This is a genomic window from Psychrobacter immobilis (assembly GCF_904846285.1).
Classification (GTDB): Bacteria; Pseudomonadota; Gammaproteobacteria; order Pseudomonadales; family Moraxellaceae; genus Psychrobacter; species Psychrobacter immobilis_D.
In genome coordinates, this window is sequence record NZ_CAJHAD010000006.1 from 15,473 (window position 1) to 34,533 (window position 19,061).

At 42.5% G+C, this 19,061-nt stretch carries 16 protein-coding genes; 9 read left to right on the plus strand and 7 right to left on the minus strand.

Annotated elements, in window-relative coordinates; genetic code table 11:
• Positions 1-161 precede the first annotated feature (161 nt).
• The gene (locus tag JMX13_RS05255; protein WP_011513806.1) at positions 162-377 is read right to left on the minus strand and encodes a cold-shock protein; all 216 of its coding nucleotides are present in this window, start codon (positions 375-377) and stop codon (positions 162-164) included.
• A gap of 515 nt (positions 378-892) precedes the next feature.
• On the opposite strand from JMX13_RS05255, the gene aroQ reads away from it, so the two are divergent.
• Together aroQ and JMX13_RS05265 are read left to right on the plus strand one after the other, a co-directional pair.
• The gene (gene aroQ, locus JMX13_RS05260; protein WP_201610457.1) at positions 893-1,438 is read left to right on the plus strand and encodes a type II 3-dehydroquinate dehydratase; all 546 of its coding nucleotides are present in this window, start codon (positions 893-895) and stop codon (positions 1,436-1,438) included.
• A gap of 193 nt (positions 1,439-1,631) precedes the next feature.
• Positions 1,632-2,933 carry an ABC1 kinase family protein gene (locus JMX13_RS05265; protein ID WP_201610459.1) on the plus strand — a complete coding sequence of 434 codons (1,302 nt, stop codon included), beginning with the start codon at positions 1,632-1,634 and terminating at the stop codon, positions 2,931-2,933.
• A 224-nt stretch (positions 2,934-3,157) separates the two neighbouring features.
• On the opposite strand, the gene JMX13_RS05270 is transcribed toward JMX13_RS05265, so the two are convergent.
• Complete coding sequence (locus JMX13_RS05270; RefSeq protein WP_149489343.1) at positions 3,158-3,988, minus strand: ion transporter; 831 nt, start codon at positions 3,986-3,988, stop codon at positions 3,158-3,160.
• Between the two features lie 358 nt (positions 3,989-4,346).
• Here JMX13_RS05270 and JMX13_RS05275 point away from each other — a divergent pair, with 358 nt between their 5' ends.
• The 3 genes from JMX13_RS05275 to feoB all read left to right on the plus strand — a co-directional run bounded on the left by JMX13_RS05275 (position 4,347) and on the right by feoB (position 7,747).
• A complete protein-coding gene (locus JMX13_RS05275; protein ID WP_201610461.1) occupies positions 4,347-5,096 on the plus strand; it encodes a YebC/PmpR family DNA-binding transcriptional regulator in 750 nt (249 codons plus the stop codon).
• A gap of 237 nt (positions 5,097-5,333) precedes the next feature.
• Positions 5,334-5,699, plus strand: a complete 366-nt coding sequence (locus JMX13_RS05280; RefSeq protein WP_201610463.1) for a FeoA family protein — start codon at positions 5,334-5,336, stop codon at positions 5,697-5,699.
• 110 nt (positions 5,700-5,809) lie between these two features.
• Positions 5,810-7,747: a ferrous iron transport protein B gene (feoB, locus tag JMX13_RS05285; protein ID WP_201610472.1), complete on the plus strand. Its 1,938-nt coding sequence runs from the start codon at positions 5,810-5,812 to the stop codon at positions 7,745-7,747.
• Positions 7,748-8,087: 340 nt separating this feature from the next.
• On the opposite strand, the gene bilR is transcribed toward feoB, so the two are convergent.
• The 4 genes from bilR to ftsY form a co-directional block, all read right to left on the minus strand.
• Positions 8,088-9,776 carry a bilirubin reductase, long form gene (bilR, locus tag JMX13_RS05290; protein WP_201610481.1) on the minus strand — a complete coding sequence of 563 codons (1,689 nt, stop codon included), beginning with the start codon at positions 9,774-9,776 and terminating at the stop codon, positions 8,088-8,090.
• Positions 9,770-9,964, minus strand: a complete 195-nt coding sequence (locus JMX13_RS13760; protein ID WP_201610484.1) for a hypothetical protein — start codon at positions 9,962-9,964, stop codon at positions 9,770-9,772. Before JMX13_RS13760 ends, bilR begins: the two co-directional genes overlap by 7 nt.
• A 90-nt stretch (positions 9,965-10,054) precedes the next feature.
• Entirely contained in the window at positions 10,055-10,630 is a 576-nt protein-coding gene (locus JMX13_RS05300; RefSeq protein ID WP_201610486.1) for a methylated-DNA--[protein]-cysteine S-methyltransferase, read from the minus strand.
• 65 nt (positions 10,631-10,695) lie between these two features.
• Entirely contained in the window at positions 10,696-11,607 is a 912-nt protein-coding gene (ftsY, locus tag JMX13_RS13810) for a signal recognition particle-docking protein FtsY (protein WP_227686229.1), read from the minus strand.
• A 978-nt stretch (positions 11,608-12,585) separates the two neighbouring features.
• Here ftsY and JMX13_RS05310 point away from each other — a divergent pair.
• From JMX13_RS05310 to JMX13_RS05320, 3 genes are all read left to right on the plus strand, one after another.
• Positions 12,586-12,738 carry a hypothetical protein gene (locus JMX13_RS05310; RefSeq protein ID WP_201610488.1) on the plus strand — a complete coding sequence of 51 codons (153 nt, stop codon included), beginning with the start codon at positions 12,586-12,588 and terminating at the stop codon, positions 12,736-12,738.
• 112 nt (positions 12,739-12,850) lie between these two features.
• A complete protein-coding gene (locus JMX13_RS05315; RefSeq protein WP_201610490.1) occupies positions 12,851-14,365 on the plus strand; it encodes a M16 family metallopeptidase in 1,515 nt (504 codons plus the stop codon).
• Between the two features lie 12 nt (positions 14,366-14,377).
• Positions 14,378-15,970 (plus strand): M16 family metallopeptidase, encoded by a 1,593-nt coding sequence (locus JMX13_RS05320; RefSeq protein ID WP_227686223.1) that lies wholly within the window; start codon positions 14,378-14,380, stop codon positions 15,968-15,970.
• Positions 15,971-16,097: 127 nt separating this feature from the next.
• On the opposite strand, the gene JMX13_RS05325 is transcribed toward JMX13_RS05320, so the two are convergent.
• Positions 16,098-17,054 (minus strand): D-Ala-D-Ala carboxypeptidase family metallohydrolase, encoded by a 957-nt coding sequence (locus JMX13_RS05325; protein WP_227686224.1) that lies wholly within the window; start codon positions 17,052-17,054, stop codon positions 16,098-16,100.
• A gap of 296 nt (positions 17,055-17,350) precedes the next feature.
• On the opposite strand from JMX13_RS05325, the gene rodA reads away from it, so the two are divergent.
• A complete protein-coding gene (gene rodA, locus JMX13_RS05330) occupies positions 17,351-18,493 on the plus strand; it encodes a rod shape-determining protein RodA (protein ID WP_201610501.1) in 1,143 nt (380 codons plus the stop codon).
• Positions 18,494-19,061: the final 568 nt, after the last annotated feature.

A 19,061-nucleotide genomic window follows, 5' to 3' on the forward strand; every position in this document is an offset into this window, starting at 1 on the left:
ATTATAAAACTCATAAACATAAAAAAGCCAAGCCCAACGCCTAAACTTACCAAATATGCTGCGTTCAACTCAACATAGGTAAGACAAGACGGGCTTGACTCAGTAGTATATCAGTAGTTTATACAGACATTATAGCTGAACGGCGCTAATGACTGTAGCGATTACTCTTCTACTTTTCTGACTTCTTCAGCTTGCAGGCCTTTATCGCCTTCTACCACACTGAACTCAACTTTTTCGCCATCTTTTAGAGAGCGATAACCATCACCTTGGATCGCGCGGAAATGGACAAAAATATCTTCTCCGCTATCACGTTGAATGAAACCAAAGCCTTTTGAGTCATTAAACCACTTAACGATACCTTGCTCACGAGCTGACATAATATTACTTCCTAAAAAGTCACTTAACCCCAAATTCCTTTGCGACATTGCATATAAACGGGGTTTAAGATTATGAAATCAAAATGTAAGAGTACTACTCTACATACCATCATCCGAACATAAAGCCTGTTATGACTCTCTTTATGATTCAGCTTACAGTAAATTTACTATGGCCAATATAAGCAAATACTAAAATAGTTTTAATCAATTTAATAGATAGCCCAATTGGCATCAGCAACAAATAGGTAATATATGTTGCGTAAAAAATATCATAGCACGGGTTTTTAGCAACATAAAGACTTTTAACACGATTTTTAGTCCTTCGGATAACTTTTCATGTTATTTTTTATAACATTGCTGACAAGCTGTTATCATAAAGGGATAAACAGTCTTATATTTGATTCATTTCATATATTGAGAACGTATATATATTAAGTTTATCTTATTCGATGCATCAACTAACGCTTTACTATAATTATAAAAACCAATCTCACCTAATAACGATAGAGCCCATTATGACCCCCACTTCTCAGTCAGCAGTAGCTGACAAATCATCTCAACAACAAGCTGTTTTAAATTCAAAGGCTAAAACGCATAAGTTATTACTTATTAATGGCGTTAATTTAAATTTACTCGGTAAACGTGAGCCTGAGATTTACGGTCATACGACCCTTGCTGATATTGAAAAAAACTTAGTCGCGCGTGCAGCTAAATACGGCGTTGAGCTGATTTGCATCCAGTCGAACCATGAAGGTGAACTTGTGGATGAGATTCAACATTATGGCCTGTTAGCCGAGACAGCAGCGCAAGTAGATGCGATTATTATCAACCCTGCTGCCTTCACTCACACATCCGTTGCGATACGTGATGCGCTATTGGCAACACAAAAACCTTTTATAGAAGTGCATTTATCCAATGTACACGCCCGTGAGTCGTTCCGGCAGCATTCTTATTTCAGCGATATTGCCGTCGGCGTTATTTGTGGCTTAGGGCATTTGGGCTATCAGATGTCATTAGATTATTGGCTGACTCATACTTATCATTTAACAGTAGACAGCTAATAATTTATAACTTGATACTTGTGATAGAAACCTTATTTATTAACCAATAAAAAACCGTCATACTGCAAATGCAATCGAAGTAGCGATTATGTTGCTTTTGGGATATTTTTTGGCACAGTAGTCAAACAGCATTCGTTTGCTTAAAATAATAACATTAGGGCTTAGTAAATAAACCCACTATATGGTGACATGAATGGCAAAATCGTCCGGAAAACGCTTTATGAAACTCGCTGGCATGACTGCCAGTATTGCCAGCAAAGCTGCAAAAAACTCATTAAGGCATCTCTCAAGTGACGAAGAAAAACGTCTACAAGCGCGCTCAGAGCTGATGCAAGATGTCGGTATTCAAATAGCCGAAACGCTTGGTGAGATGAAGGGCGCAGTGATGAAAGTGGGGCAAATTGCCTCACAATATAAGGACGTATTTCCGCCTGAAGTTGCGACAGCTTTAGAAAAATTGCAAAAAGATGCGCCGCCGATGCCTTATGCACAGATACGCGCACAAGTTGAGCGTGAGTTAAAAGCGCCGGTTGCTGAGTTATTCAATGAGTTTGAAGAAACGCCATTTGCCGCCGCGTCAATCGGGCAAGTGCATAGAGCGGTCTTGTCATCTGGACAAAGGGTGGTAGTAAAGGTGCAATATCCTGATGTTGATGAGAACTGTGATAGCGACCTAAAGCAAGTACGCATGGCGCTAAAAATAGCTGGCGTACTCAATATGAGTAAGCAATTACAAGAGCAGTTATTTAATGAGATTCGCCAAAGCTTGCATGATGAGCTCGACTATATTAAGGAGGCACACAATCTACAAGTATTTGGTGCGTTTCATGCGGACGACGATGGTCTTATCATTCCTAAAGTAATTGGTAGCCATTCATCCAGACGGATTTTGACCTTGACTGAAGAGATGGGTGAAAGCTTAACAGTCGCTGCGACTTGGGATAATGCCATTAAGCAAAAAATCGCTGAGCGCCTGTTCCATTTTAGTGCAGGGCAACTATTTGGTTTATATCGCATGCACTGTGACCCCCACCCTGGGAACTTTGCTTTTCGCACCGATGGTAGCGTCGTCGCTTATGATTTTGGCGGTATTCGCAGTTATAGTGATAGCGAAGTGCAATTATTTCGCCGTTTTGCTAAGCATGCCTTAAAAGGTGATGTGACCGCGCTTGAACAAGATTTAATTGCTCTTGATATTCGCCGTGATGACGAGAAAGTTGTGCCGGGTGAATTTTATGAGACATGGCTAGAGATTGGTCTTAAACCTTTATCAATCAAACCTTATCAAGATGGAGCATTTGATTTTGGTAGCAGCCAAACCCATCATGAAGCCATCGCCCAAATGCGCTCATCCTTGAAGTATTTTGGCCAATTTCAGCCCTCAGCGACCACGATGATGCTCGACCGTACGATTTCGGGTCAGTATTGGAATTTGGTCAATCTGGGCGTAGTAATAGATTTATCGCCACTGGTTGCTGAATATATAGACTATTAAAACTTACAAGCCTAGGGAGTGTCCTTAATTCAATCGATGGACATCTAAATGGGCTAAAAATGGCTAAATTTTGTCAAACCTCGTTAAATAGCTAGGTAATATCCCGATATTAACTGCTCTATTTTCCTTGTTTGGCGGCAATTTATTTCATTTTTATCGCCATTTTTAAAATGAGGACACGCCCTAATAATTTTAAAAAGCCATATAAATAGCGTTAATAAACACTAAACATGCAGGGCATGACCGCAGCGATCGCAGAAATCCGCACCTACAGCGTGACCGAATTTTCCGCAGTTTGGGCAGGCGATAGGATTGAGCTGTGGACGCATATTACGTGCCAGCTCAGCGGTAAAAATACCGGTTGGCACGGCAATAATCGCATAACCGGTAATCATCACCATAGATGCAATTGCTTGCCCGATTGGAGTTTTTGGTGACATATCGCCATAGCCAGTGGTGGTGACCGTTACCACCGCCCAATAAATAGAGATGGGAATACTGGTAAAGCCATTTTCCGGCCCTTCCACCACATAGACTACCGCTCCAAAAATAGTCACAAGCAAGACTAAAGATAAGAAAAATACCGTGATTTTTTGCTGACTGGTTTTAAGCGCTGAGGCAAGAAAACCCGCTTGCTGCATATAAGTATTGAGCTTGAGCACGCGGAATATACGCAAGATACGCAGTATGCGAATCACCAGCAGATACTGGACGCCACCAAATATTAAGCTTAAATAACTTGGTAAAACTGATAATAAATCCACGACGCCAAAAAAGCTAAAGACATAACGAAAGCGATTGGGCGCTGAAAATAGTCTTAGGCTATACTCGATGGTAAACAAAATGGTAAAAAACCATTCTGCATAACGAAATAGCGTGCCATATTGCAAACGCATGTACAGTACACTATCAAGCATCACCACAGCGACACTGGCCAAAATTGCAATCAACAATACAATATCAAACAGCTTACCCAAACGGGTATCCGTGCCTTCGATAATGATATGAATGCGGTTGCGCAAATGAGTAATGGCTTCGGCGGTTGGTTGCTTCATAGAGTCAATAAAGTCACAAAATCAATGGTTATATAAAACCGAACGTTTTAGGCTGGCATGGACAAGCTTAGGTTGGTCAAAATGCGCTAAAGTGGTTTATAATATTGCAAATATTATTGCTGTCGACCGTTATTATGATAATCAATAGTAGGTCAAAAGATAGAAAATAGCAGTGTAGCAAAAAAGCGCGCCAAACGACATACAAATCGTTAACTTGCCGAGAGGTCTATTACACTGTATTAACAGCGCAATCATATAATAAAAACACCTCATCAGGTATAAAAGGTTGTCATTGGGGCATACCCTAACGACTTTTTTACCCGCACTATCAATAACACGTAAAACGTAAGGATGTTATATGGCAGGCCATTCAAAATGGGCAAATATCAAACACCGTAAAGCCCGTCAGGATGCGGTAAAAGGTAAAGTATTTACCAAGATTATTCGTGAGATTGTTTCTTCTGCCAAGCAAGGTGACCCCGACCCTAATAAAAACCCACGCTTGCGTGCTGTTATTGAAAAAGCGCTATCAGTCAATATGACCCGAGATACCATCAATCGAGCAGTTGCTCGTGGTACAGGCGGCGATGACAATGATAATATGGATGAAGTCAGCTATGAAGGCTATGGCATCGGTGGCGTCGCAGTATTGGTAGAAACCTTGACTGATAACCTTAATCGTACAGTCAGTGAAGTGCGTCATGCTTTTACCAAAAATGAAGGTAATCTTGGCACCTCAGGCTCAGTGGCTTATCTATTTACCAAGCGCGGTGAAATCATTTTTAAAGATATTAGCTTAGAGGAAGATGTCATGCTCGCTGCTTTGGACGCTGGGGCACTTGATATCGAGAACGATGGCGAGTCACTACTAGTCATCACCGAATGGGAAAATTTCGGTAAAGTAAAAGATGCGCTCAATGCAGCAGGTCTTGTCTCCGATAATGCCGAAGTCACTATGGCACCTGCCACCAGCGCCGAGATTGATAATGTCGACGACGCCCTCAAGGTAATGAAAATGATTGATATGTTAGAAGATATTGATGATGTACAAGAAGTCTATAGCAACGTCAATTTTACAGATGAAGTCATGGCGCAGCTTGAACAGTAGTTAAGTATAAGCTAGCTTAGCCGCAAAGTGAGTGTCAAAAAATATTTATTTTAATGAATAGCTGACTTATCGGTATCAGAACCCGCATCAGAATATGAGAACCAGACAGTTTTATACTGTCTGGTTTTTTCATTTCAATCACCCATCTGCAGTATTGTATTTTTTCTAATCGAGGAATATAATCGGATTCAATAGTAACAATTATCATTAACATATAAGAACGGATAAGGACTCTTTATGAGCACAACTCTTTCACCCTCCTATCCTACCCCTACTGCTGCTAATATCAACACTCTTAATTCCAATGCTGCAAATAATACTAATGCTGAAAATCTGTGCTCCTTACTCGATTTGGCTAAACACCAACCTGCTATTATTGATGACATTGTCGCTAATGAGCGCTTTGGTGATATCGATAACGTTATCAGTCAACGACTCAAAGACTTAGGCTTTTTGCCTAACACAATCATTCAAATTGTTGCCAAAGGTCTATTTGGAAAACCGCCTTATGCGGTACAACTTAGTACAGGCGCACAGTTTAGCTTACGTGCCGATGAGTTAATAAAAATCAGATGCCTCGCTATCACTATAGACTCAAGATAAGTCTCCGGTTCAATTTAATAAATTGCTCCTAAGCCACTGCATTAAGGCTGTTGTATAACCTTGATGACTTATAAATTGATAAATAAGCGATGTCCGAATAAATGCCAAGTATGCAAATACAAGCTGTAACTAGCCCTATCAATCTTGCCTTGGTTGGCGCCCCTAATTGTGGTAAAACAGCCACCTTTAATGTACTGACAGGCTCTAAAGCGAAAGTAGCAAACTATTCCGGCGTCACCGTCGATAAACGCACTGCCACGATGCTTGGGCATTCTACTGTCAATATTGTAGATTTGCCGGGTACTTATAGCTTAAGAACCACCAGCCTTGATGAAGAGGTCACTCGTAAAGTGATCTTTGGTCAGATGCCAGGTGAGCCGATACCTGATGGTATTATCTTCGTGGCTGATGCGACCAACTTGCGCATGTCACTACGTATGTTATTGGAGCTCAAAAGCTTAGGTTTGCCAATCATAGTCGCCCTCAATCTGAGCGACGTGGCCGAGAGCCGTGGTTTAGTGGTTGATGAGACCGTATTATCAGAAGAGCTGGGCGTTCCTGTTGTTAAGACGGTCGCCATCAAACGTCAAGGCTGCGAGCAGTTGCGGATTTTAGCGGATGACTTTATTGACTATCTCAATAATAAAGCTCAGCCTGTGCGTTTTTTTAATGCCGATACTAATGGTAATAGCATTAATATAGGCATTAATAGAATCAATAGCCTTAGTACTGATACACAAGCTATGTATAAGAGTGCTGATGATATTCTGAGCCGAGCGGTGATAAGCTCACAACGTTTGCCAAAGTGGCATGAGCGCATAGATTATTTGGCGTTGCATCCTGTCATCGGGGTCATTATCCTATTAGCGATTCTTTTTATTATCTTTCAAGCCGTCTATGCGTGGGCAGAGCCACTGATGCAAGGCATTGAATGGTTAGTGGCAAGCCTTGGAGCACTGTTAGTCGAATGGCTACCGGATGGCATATTACAAAGCCTGCTTGTTAATGGTGTCGTGGCTGGGGTCGGTAGCGTCGTGGTATTTGTACCGCAAATTACCCTGCTATTTTTATTCTTATTAATCCTTGAAGATTCAGGCTACTTGCCGCGCGCCGCTTTTTTACTCGACAACTTATTGTCTAAAGTAGGCTTATCCGGACGCTCATTTATCCCCTTGCTGTCAGGTTTCGCTTGTACGGTGCCAGCGGTTATGTCGACACGCACTATTCCCAATCATAAAGAACGTTTTGTGGCGATTGCTGTCTTGCCTATGCTGACCTGTTCAGCGCGTTTGCCGATTTATGCGCTGATTATTGCGGCGGTGATACCCAATCAAACTGTCCTAGGTATTTTCAACTTGCAGGGTGTGACTTTATTTATATTATATATCGCGGGTATTTGTTCGGCGGCGTTTGTATCGTGGTTATTTAAACGCTTTCATAATACGACATCAAAAGCGGCGGCATTTCCATTATTGATGGAGCTTCCCACTTATCGTCTACCAAATATCAAACATATTGCCAGTGAGCTTTGGGACAAGGTGAGCGCCTTTTTAATGAGAGCCGGTACAGTAATTTTTGCGCTGACGGTGATATTATGGGTATTGGTTACTTTTCCAGCAGCGCCTATCGGAGCTACGAATCCAGCGATTGATTATAGCTTTGCTGGCATGCTCGGGCATGTTATCGAGCCGATTTTTGCGCCCATTGGTTTTACGTGGCAGATGTGTATTGCTTTAATCCCGGGTCTAGCTGCCAGAGAGGTAGTCATTGCCGCTTTAGGCACAGTATATGCGGTCGGTAGTGTGGGCGATGAAGCCGTCAATCAAACGCTTATCCCTATCATTCACACGCAGTGGGGATTGGCTACTGCGTTTTCATTTTTGGCGTTTTATGTTTATGCGCCGATGTGTTTGGCCACGCTGGCAGTTATTCGTCGCGAAACCAAGTCTTTAAAGCAAACTGCAGCCATTGCTGGTTATCTGTTTATCTTGGCTTATCTAATGGCGTGGCTAACCTATCACGTGACAGGGCAAATTTTTGGATTTTAAATTTTGGAGGTATGATGAGTACATTCTTAGAGTATTTATTGGTATTTATAATAGTTGTTTTATCTTTTTATTATGTATGGACCAAGGTAATTTTCAAAAAGTCGCAAGATTGCAATGGCTGTGGTAAATGTTCTAAATAGCCAAATATTATTTACAAACTCTAGTGTCTGCTTATTGGTATAGGCCTGTTCTAAACAAGAAAAGGCCAAACGTTTTCAGTGTTTGGCCTTTTCTTGTTTGTGGAAATCTGTACAACAATAATATAATGACTAAAGCGCATTCGCTGCATCGTATGCTGTCTTGGTTGCATATGATATATCAGCAACCTCACAACAATCACCTACTTGAACAACTTCAAACCTTTAACGCTCAAAGCCTCTGTGTCGAAGACTACGGGGCGCGCACCACTAGCGATAACGACATAGTCGTATGGAATTTGGGTAATACTGCCATTTTTATCTTTGCAATTCACTTCACCGCTGTTAATGCTTGTTACCATATATCCAGTATACTGTTCTACACCGTATGCCTTATAATTTTCGAGCATGCTAGGTAAAACAGTCACGCTGATATCACCACCAATCTGCTCACGCATCTCTATTATCGATACCTTGCAGCCTTGTGTAGCAAGATATTCAGCGGTCTCACAGCCGACCACACCACCGCCGATTACCGCCACGCGCCCAGATACTTTATACTTACCTGCCAGCACCTGCCACGAATCATAAACGTTTTTGCCATCTATACCTGGAATTGGCGGTATAAAGCTTGACGCACCGACTGCGACGATAACAGCATCAGGCTCTAGCGCCAGTATGCTTTGAATATTCGCTGTTTGACCCAATTTTAGCATTACACCCTGAGTATGTACGGCATGCACTAAATCTTCTATAGCTCGGCGTATTTCATTTTTACGCGGCGGAACAGCAGCGATGTGCAACTGCCCACCCAGCTCAGTAGCGGTTTCAAACAGGGTTACACTATGACCTTTTTTTGCAGCCACACGGGCAGCTTCCAACCCTGCAGGACCGCCACCGACGACCACAACATTCTTCTTCATTTGAGCAGGCGTAATAAAACGCGTTTCTTCAAAGCCATTTTCAGGGTTGACCACGCAAGCAATAAACGAGCGATTTAGGACATTATCAACACAGCCTTCGTTGCAGCATATACAGCGAACGATATCAGTGGCTTTATCCGCACCCGCCTTGTTCGCCCAATCAGGATCCGCTAAGAGCGCACGGCCAATCCCAATCATATCAGCCTTGCCATTTTGCAGTATACCCTCACCCATCTCAGGATCAATGATACGCCCTGAGGTGCTAACCGGAATGGAGACCGCTTGCTTAACGGCACCTGTGATATCAGCAAAGAAGCAGTAAGGCTGCACGCCCATCGGCGGGATCGTGTCTGCCATATTACCAGTATGGTTCGCTTGCCCAACATGCAACATATCCACGCCTGCTGCTTCAAGCCACTGTGCAAACTCTGGCGCGTAGATTTCATCAACACCACCTTTACCACGCTCAGGTGTGACAACCGATAATTTATAATCGATAATCATATCTGGTACGACTTTTTTTAGGGCCTGTACTAACATCAAAGCAAAGCGTGTACGATTCTCAAGAGAGCCGCCAAACTTATCTGTGCGCGTGTTCATTTGTGTACTGCATAGCGCGCCGACCAGTCTGTCGCCATGCACCTGGATGACATCTATCCCCGCTTTTTGTGCACGCACTGCACAGGCACACATCTTGTCGATAATATGCATCAAAGCGTCTTCTGACACCTCATTGACGAAATATTGCATGTCATGATTGAGCTGGGTGCGTACCTTTTGCATCTCGCCAGCAGCAAACAAGGCGTTAAGGACATTAACGTCATACTCAGGATGAAAAGTCTGCACGCCAAGCTTGGCTCCGTAGATATGCACATTGTCAGCAAGTAGCCGGAAACTGTCTATTTGGCTATCATCAAATAATTTAGGCGTCGGCGCAAAACTACGGACAGGCGCGAAGTCGCCTAGCACGATATAGCCTGTGCCACCCTTGCAAGACGAGTATAAAAGGCACGGCTTTGCGAGCTGATATTACCGTCTTTATCTTCATAGCCAGTCGTCAATGGTGGAAACATCGTACGGTTTTTAAAGATGACACCACCAATGGTGATAGGTTGTAATATTTTCATAGCCGGTATTTTAGCGGTCGTATTATTCATAATATTCTACTTTTAGCCTATCCTTTGCACGAATGCTATTGATATTATTTGTATTGGAAAAACGATATTGGACTTGTACAATCAAAATAACTAATGCTTAACCTCGACACCTTCAATACCTTCGAGCGCTAGCAAGTATGTTTTCTTATCTAAGCCGCCTGTATATCCTCCCAGCTTACCATCGCTAGCAATAACACGGTGACAAGGAATAATGATGCTAAATGGGTTTCTGCCATTGGCATTGGCAACGGCGCGATAACCTTTAGGATTACCGACACGCTGCGCGAGTGTGGCATAACTAATCGTTTCGCCATGCGGTATCTTTTGCAGCTGTTGCCAGACACGTTGCTGAAAATCAGTGCCTAAGCTTATATCTAATGGCAAATCAAACGCTTGACGCTCACCTTTAAAGTACGCTGTTAATTGCTCAAGCGCTTCTATAAGTAGCGCCTCAGTAGGCTCGCTTTTGCTTAGGCTATTCTGAGCGATAAAGGTAAAATCTTGATCGACAAGTCCATAATGCTTTTTAAGCTTGGGAATAGATTTTGAGCTGTGCCAAGAATCGCCCACCTGCAGCCAATTGACTTCGACCAGCTTAGGACTGCTATGCCTATTAGCAATCAGTGATAACTGGTGCGACTCAACAGCTGCGATGGTGACTATCATGATTCTTCCCTCTAAACACTCATATTTTTAACACTTATTTATTCATTGAAAAAAACTACCAAGCGCTACTCTTTATCATCGGTCTCAAATAAGGCGGCGACGAACTGCTTCGGACTAAAGGCACGCAAATCATCAATCGACTCACCAACCCCGATATAGCGAATCGGCACATCCGTGGTTTCAGCAATATTAAAGACCACACCACCTTTCGCAGTACCGTCTAGTTTGGTAATAGTAATACCGGTTAATGGTACGACTTTGTTAAACAACTCCACTTGGTTGATGGCATTTTGACCTGTGCCAGCATCAAGCACAATCATGCCTTCATGCGGTGCACTTGGATCGGCTTTACGCATCACGCGTACGACTTTTTCAAGCTCTGCCATTAAGTGGGTTTTATTTTGCAAGCGTCCTGCAGTATCAGCGATTAATACATCGATATTTTTTGCTTTGGCAGACTGCATGGCATCAAAGATAACAGAGGCGCTGTCAGAGCCATGACCTTGAGCGACAACAGGAATGTTATTGCGCTCACCCCAGATTTGTAGTTGTTCAGTCGCCGCAGCACGGAAAGTATCGCCAGCTGCTAGCATGACGGATTTGCCCTCGCCTTGTAAACGCTTGGCAAGTTTACCAATAGTCGTCGTTTTACCAACACCATTAACGCCTACGACCAAGATAACAAAAGGCTTTTTACTGGTATCAATGACCAATGGCGCAACTTTTGGCGTTAAGATATCAACCAGCTCAGTTTGTAAGGCTTTATATAATGAATGAGCATAAATCAAATCACCACGAGCGGTTTGCTCAGTAAGGCTTTTAATAATACGATTGGTTGCATTGACACCGATATCAGCGACCAACAGCTGGTCTTCAACCTCTTCTAATAGCTCATCATCAATCTCTTTGCCACCGATAAGGATACTAACCATACCTTCGGCAAGATTTTTACGTGACTTACTCAGCCCCGTTTTCATACGATTAAACCAGCTGCCTTTTTTCTTATTTTCCTCAGTCTCTTGTGACTCTTGTGACTCTTGTAACTCTTCTGGCGCTGCTGTTGGCTGCTGTAGCTCGCTCTGTGCTTTACTTTCTGTTTGCGCTTTATTTATAGCACTGGTATTTATAGCACTGGTATCGCTATTTGTAGATGAGACGCTTGCACTATCGCCTAAATGAGCTTGCAAAGGCATCGTAGGAATTTCGGTTGTAGACTGCGACGGAGCAGCAGTTGTTTGATCATTATTTGAAGTGCTTGATGCGCTACTTTCTACCGTACCTTTTACAATACTTTCGGCTGGGCTTTGTTTTTCTATCTCAACAATAGGCGTCGCTAATGGTAGGTCTGCCGCTGTATCGGTATGTGATGTATCCTCAGGCTCATCGATGATGGGCATCGTTTGCGCTGGCAGACTGGGTAAGGTAATATCATCGTCATCCAAATCATCAAGACCGCCGTCAAGGTTGATGACCACACGATTGCTATTATTGGGATTATTCATAAGCTTGCCCTAAAAGTTATCATTATCAGTAATTTATTTTAAAGTGATTATTTTTAAAGTGACTGTTTTTAAAGTAATCGTTTTTAAAGTGACTCTTTTTAAAATGACGCCGCCCGCTTATTATTATTTAACGAGTGATTATTTTTAGCCTAGTTTAGCATAATTCAAGTGGTGCTTAGCCTTTAGCATTGTAGAGGGCGGTCAAATGATAAAAGCCGATGAATCAACAACAAACACCAATGCCTAAAACAATGCCAAATAGATGACTGTACATAATACAAAAAATCATGCTAATAAATTTATAGTAAACTGTCAGCTGATCTAAGCAAGTTTCACTTAAGGTTTGGACACAAAAATCCGACCTTAGTTATGCCAAACTTCGCCTACTCTTAGCCTGCATTATGCCACCATATTTTGTTTACTTTATTCAACCATTTATATTGGGAATGACCTATGCTATCACTATCGAACAATTATAAAAAAATAACCCAAATGGGCGCCGCCTTGCTTCTTGCGACCCTTGTATTATCATCGACAGGCTGTAGCACCACACAAGAATTTAAGCCTACTGCTACCGTCATGGTTGGGGCACACAAGTCTTTATAATGGCTCTATGTTTATCATAAATACGTATATTAATATAAACATTAATATACGCCTTTCTCATTCTATAAATCAGTCACTTATCAGCTGCCTTTTTATATAAGTAGAACCTATCATGTCATTGTTTTTATCACTGCCTTCATCACTGTCTTTACCATCACCTGCTCACTCTTTACGCCTTGCCTGCGCTTTAGCCATAGCAACTACTCTTGCAGCTTGCCAAACCAGCGCACTTTCTTCGACGAATGAAGTTGCTACGGCTAAAAATGCCGCAACGACACAGGTAGTGAATAAAAACCAAATGCTTAAAGATCCTGAGCAATCTTCAGCATTGGCCATGGATATGTCCGGTCGCCATGAATATAAGCTCGAAAACGGTTTAAAGATAGTGGTTAAAGAAGACCACCGCGCGCCTGTGGTCATGACTCAGATTTGGTATCGCGTTGGGTCAGCAGATGAACCACTCGATAAAGGCGGCATTTCACATGTACTTGAGCATATGATGTTTAAAGGCACTACTAATGTGTCAAGCGACGATTATGAGCGTTTGATTGCTAAGTTTGGCGGCGTTAATAACGCCTTTACCAGTTACGACTATACCGGTTATTACGAGCTATTTCCCGCCAATCGCTTGCCATTAGCTTTAGAGCTAGAAGCGGATCGCATGACCAATTTGGTCTTTGATGACAAAGCGTTTGCCAAAGAGCATCAAGTGGTAATGGAAGAGCGTCGTCAGCGTACGGATGATAATCCGATTTCCAAAGCTTATGAGTCATTTCGCTTGCTGGCATTACCGAACAGCCCGAAAGGCGAATCGGTCATCGGACCCATGAGTGAGCTTGAATCAATCACCCTTAACGATTTAAAAGACTGGTATAAAACATGGTACGCACCCAATAATGCGACTTTGGTTATCGTTGGCGATGTCGAACCAACCGAAGTGTTGGCGCAAGTCAAACGCTACTTTGGTGAGCTAAAACCAAGCGCACTGCCTAAGCGGCCTGCGGTCAATCAGAAGGGTTTCCGCGGTTATCAGCAAGTAGAATCTGAGCAAGCGGTACAAGTGCCGGTTTTATTAATGGGTTATAACGTGCCCAGTCTGGTAAGCGCTGGTGCTAATAATGAGAAGCAAGCTTATGCCCTCTCGCTTGCACAAGATGTACTAGATGGTGGTCTATCAGCACGTCTCGAAAGCAGGCTAGTACGCGAGCAAGGACTACTTACCACCGTAGGCACCTCTTATGATTTGCTTGATCGAGGCGATGGATTGTTTCTGATACAAGCGACTCCGCGTGAAGGCGTCAGCTTAGCCCAAGCACAGCAAGCTATCCTCTCTGAAATAGAAAAACTTAAAACTGATCCGATTGCCGCCGATGAAATCGAGCGTGCCAAAACCAATACTGTCACCGGTTTGGTATACGCACAGGACAGCATGGAAGGTCAGGCGCGCATGATTGGCTCACTGCAATCTATTGGTCTAGATGATAGATTACTGGCCAAATTGCCAACCAAGCTTGATAGCGTAACGATTGCGGATATCCAAGCAGCGAGCAAAAAGTATTTGGTCAAAGACAATTTAACAGTTATGCATATCATCCCGCCTAAAGAGACGGTAAGCAAAGCTAAATAACATCAATAGGCTATGCAATTATCTTGGCAAAAAACCAATACTTATGACCTTATTAATAAGAAGAAAGACATGACTCAAACACCTTTTCTCAAAAAAACCAAATTATCATCTAGTATTAAGCAGCTCCCTTATCTGAGTGCCGGTATATTCTTTGGGATGATGACATTGACCACCATAGCGCAGGCCGATATGGCGGGTGGCGAAGATGCTCGCACGCCGGCTGCCGCAGTCGATACTAGCGCGCCTATTGCCGCTCTAGCTAAGCTTAGTAGTCTTGATAATGCCAAACCTTTAACAGTCACTGTCCCAAAGATTCAGACCTTTAACACCAAAGCCGGTATTCCTGTGCTTTTTGTGCCGACCACCACCTTGCCCATCGTTGATATTGACTTGCGCTTTAATGCCGGTAGCGCACGTGATGGCAGTATCAGTAAATCAGGCTTTGGTATTGCCAATATGACCGCAACGATGCTTGAACAAGGGTCCAAACGCTTAGACGAAAATGAATTCACGCGGGCGGTTGAAACCTTGGGTATTAATCTAAGTAGTAGCGCTTATAAAGACATGTTTACTGTCTCGTTGCGCAGCTTATCTGATGATAAACATCTACTGCCTGCCGTTGACTTAATGACGCAAATGCTTACTGAACCGAGCTTTGATGAGCAAATATTAGCCCGTAATAAAGCACGCTTACTGGTCGGGTTACAACAGCAAAAACAAGACCCGGGTAGTCTTGCTAGCATTGCCTTTAGCAAAGCACTTTATGGCGACCATCCTTATGCCCATCCATCGGTTGGCACGCTTGAAACGGTTCCTAATATTAAAAGACAACAGCTAGTAGATTTTAAAAACCGCTATTTAGTCGCTGCCAATGCGTCGCTTGCCATGACTGGTAATTTGACTTTAGCACAAGCGAAAAATTTAGCGGAAGAAATAACGGCAGACCTACCAGTTGGTCAAGCGGCGGCTACCCTACCCGAGCCAAAGCCATTAACCCAATCTCAGCATATCCATATACCGTTTCCTAGCACTCAAACCACGGTATTAATGGGTCAATTGGGCGACAAGCGCGCCACTGACTCCCAAGCGCAACAAAAACAAACCAATTTTGCTGTCGGCAATGAAGTGCTAGCAGGGGGCGATTTTAATGCGCGCTTGATGACGGAAGTCAGGCAAAACCTTGGTTATACTTATGGTATCTCAGGTTCTATGAACCCGATGCTGGCGCGCGGACCTTATCAGATTGGTTTTTCAACCCGTAATGATAAAGCGCGCGCGGCGATTGATGCCAGCCTAGATGTGATTAACGAGACGTTAGAAAAAGGTATCACTAGCGATGAGATGAGATTGACCACAGACAGTTTAAAAAACAGCTTTCCGATGGGTTTTGCCAGTAATGCGGGAATCAACAGTTTACTTGGCATGATGAATTTTTATCAGCTGCCTAGTAGCTACCTGACCAATTATGTCAAGCGTATCGAACAGGTCAAACTATCAGAGGTCAACCAAACCCTGCGCGACACCCTAAAGCCTGATGATTTTTTAATCGTTACCGTCGGTGAGGTTGATCCTTGGGATGAAAAGAAATCTAAGAAGAAGAAATAAACTTGATGGCATGTTTTTTACAGATGTTAAAAAAAATAGGTCGATAAAAAAGCTCAACCAGTAATATTTATTGGTTGAGCTTTTTTTAATTCTAAGATTGAAGATACAGTCTTTAGCAACATATTATTTAATAACGACAAGCGGAGCTGCTACTGGCATGATTAAAGCCCCATTTGCGATAACCATCGGTATCAAGATGAATAGCACCGGTAGAATATAGTCCTAACCCAAAGTTATTCGATTGACCCTGATATTGCCAAAACTCGCATAAACGGTCTTGCATGCTACTAAGCTGCCATTGATTGCCTTCATATTCAGGCACCCAGATATCCATAGCGCCTGCGGTCATGTGTTTACTGGCATTTGCGCCGCCTGCGCAGTCATTTAGTCCTGGGCTGCGATATACTGAACGTATCTCAGTATTAGGAGGTAAAATTCCTTGGTTTTTGAGCTGACTATAAAGCTGCAAGGTCGGCACAATATTCGCCCATAGCTCCTGCGGTGGTAGCTGATAAGGCTCATAGCCGCATTTATCCCAGCTACGGGCGGTGGTTAGCAGCTGTGATAAAGGTGGTACGTTTTGCGCTCCCACTCGTGAGTTTAAATAGCGTTGATAATTGGCCACTTGTCCGGCGCGGTAGCTATTACTATTTAGCCAAGTATTAAAGTCCATACTGGTAAAATCGTTATAATTACTGTTTCCGAAGTTATTATTACCCGTGTTATAAGTGGTGTTATAACGTGGCGTCACTTTATTGGTAATGACGCGCTTGCTCTCTTCTATCGATAAACCACTATCAAAATTAAATTCACGCTGTTTTTGTTGAATGAGGCCTTGCATACTATCACCGCCTAGGCCATTTGACCCACTTCTGCCATCGCTGAGTATAGTCGCGCCGCCACTATAACTATTGCTTTGGCTGCCATAATTTCTAGCAGGCGTGATATAAGCATTAGAGGTGCTATCAGTAGCACTACTGCCGTGACGGATTTGGATACGGCGCTCACTATTATCACTTATGATAGCGGCAGAAGCAGAGATGCTAGTGGCACAAATGCACAGAGCGATAACAGGCTTATACATTTGCCTATAAACAGATTTTTTTGTCTTTATCATTATTAGAAACTACCGCTAAAAACGTTTTATCGATACTATCAAATTTTAAGCAAGCAGGCTAAACTATCGCAGCGAATCAGCGGTCACCTATTCGTTATTAACACTAATCCTCATAATTTTTATATTGACGTTACTTTATTACTCGTAAGTTACTTTATTCGCTATTATCTCGTTGAATGAACGCCTTATAATCGTCGCTTGCTGACTTGACAGCTGTCAAACCAGACTTTTCTTTCACGCCAATTGCCAGTCACATTTTGCCTATGTCTTCTAACCCGCAATACCGTTTTTCCCGTCAGAGCCATCATTTTGGTCAAGGTCATGCGCCGACTTTATGGCAACGCATTCATATCGACCCATGGTTAACCTTATTGTTATTAACGGTTTGCTGTATCGGTTTGACTATTTTATACAGTGCGGCAAGCCAAGATAGCGATATGGTCATACGCCAAATGGTCAGTTATGGTGTAGCGTTTACAGTGATGTTTATCATGGCACAGATACCGCCTAGTATTTATCGTACCTTTACGCCCATATTTTACGTATTAGGGCTGATATTATTGGTCTTGGTCGACATCATTGGCGAGGTACGTATGGGTGCACAGCGCTGGATTAACTTACCGGGATTTGGTAGTGTCCAGCCTTCAGAGTTTATGAAACTTGGCATGCCAATGATGTGCGCATGGTTTTTATCCAAACGTGATTTACCACCCTCATTATCCAGTATCGCCATCACTTTGGCGTTAATTGTAGTGCCGGTATTGTTAATTGCTAAAGAGCCTGACCTTGGTACTTCATTACTGGTTGCTGCCAGTGGTATCTTTGTGTTGTTTTTGGCTGGATTATCATGGCGTTTAATTGCTAGTGCAGCGGCTTTGGCAGTGCCACTTATCGCTTTCGCTTGGAACTTTTTATTACACGATTACCAACGTACACGCGTCTTAACTCTGTTTAATCCTGAAGCTGACGTCCAAGGGGCTGGTTGGAATATCATTCAGTCTAAGACCGCTATCGGTGCTGGCGGTCTGACCGGTAAAGGCTATCTAGAAGGCACGCAATCTCATCTGCACTTTTTACCAGAAGGTCATACTGACTTTATTGTTGCGGCATTCTCTGAAGAGTTTGGCTTACTCGGTATGATACTGCTGATGTTTATTTATGCCTGCGTGCTCACGCGTGCTTTGTATATCGCTTTTAGTCACCCTGATACTTATAGCCGACTACTAGCAGGTGCGATTGCCATGTCCTTTTTCGTTTATGTTTTCGTAAATGTCGGTATGGTCGGCGGCATCTTACCTGTTGTTGGCGTGCCATTACCTTTTATCAGTTACGGTGGTACTGCTATTGTTACCCTAATGGCGGGATTTGGATTATTGATGTCGATTCATACCCATAAATCTAGCTAAGTTTTTTTGCATCATTCTTAAACAAGGTTATTTAGCACAATTTTAAAACTCAGTTTTCAAGCTTAATATTCAGCCTTAAACTCAGTTTAAAACCACTAAATAAACTTCTAATACAGACACCGACGAAATGATACGTTAACAAATTGGTAAGCGAATCTAAGCAAAATTCGCAGTGCTAAGTAATCGAATGTAACAACGAAATAGTTGAAGTTAAGTCAATTCATGCTGTTTTAATTGGGTTTTATTTGTAAACAATTCTACATAAATTATCATAAAAATCCTAACTTATGTGATTCATCTAAATAGATAAGTCTCTGTTTTTAAATACAATAATATCAATAAACCCTTCCTTCTTTACTTAAAAAACCTGTCAGTAATCAACTAATACTGACAGGTTTTATTCCTTGTTTTTTACAATTAATTGCGTTAACCTCGTTTTACTGTCACTATGATACATAACCCGTACATAGCTACTAAGAAAGTTATCATTCAATTATATTGCAGTTGTAGCTCATCCGTATAGTTAGCAGCTTGTAGATTTCGGACTTTCAAAGTCACTACTTAATTA